1 pseudogene is annotated in these 594 nt (G+C 38.0%); it reads left to right on the top strand.

The features are described 5' to 3' along the window. Positions 1 to 22 precede the first annotated feature (22 nt). A pseudogene (locus ACFIML_RS09300) lies at positions 23 to 594 on the top strand (hypothetical protein); the annotation flags it as partial.

Below are 594 nucleotides of genomic sequence, written 5' to 3'. Positions count from 1 at the left end.
AGATTATGATTTGGATAAACTTTTGCATGATATACGTACGGTGCTTGAGCACAATGATGTGAAAAATGTGCAAAAACAATTCCACCAACTTTTTGATAAAAAAGACTCTTCTGTTTATTCGTGTGCTTTTGAAAGTGCTTCTTTGGATGAAAATTTACAAACTGTAAAGGAAGGAACCATTCAGGAACAGGGTACGAAAGATGATCAGAGCAGTGTTACCAATGTGGAGAGCCCTGATCATAAAAGTCGTTTGCAGGAAATGGACGACCGTTTACAAAAAACTGCTGAACATTTTAAAGAAGCGCATAAAGATGCGAAGGAAGCAAAAGACCGTCTGAAGGAAGTGCATAACCACTTGGAGAAGGTGCATGAAGAAGGCATTCGTGATGGACTGCATCAGGGTCAAGATTCCTCTCTTCTTGCTTCTAAAGCGTTGTATAAAAAAGGTTATAATTTTATTGTTTCTGCCAACTATGTCGAAGCTGAAAAAGCCTTTTGCGCTTTTCAACATCACTATAAAAAAGATCCTTTGAGTGATGATGCTTTATTCTGGTTAGCAGAAGCTTTGTTGGGACAAAAACGTTATCATGAAGC

It is taken from the genome of Bartonella sp. AC62GZZY (assembly GCF_042196525.1).
In the GTDB taxonomy this organism is placed as follows: Bacteria; Pseudomonadota; Alphaproteobacteria; order Rhizobiales; family Rhizobiaceae; genus Bartonella.
The sequence above is the reverse complement of the archived record's forward strand: the minus strand, read 5'-3'. Positions and strand labels throughout refer to the sequence as shown.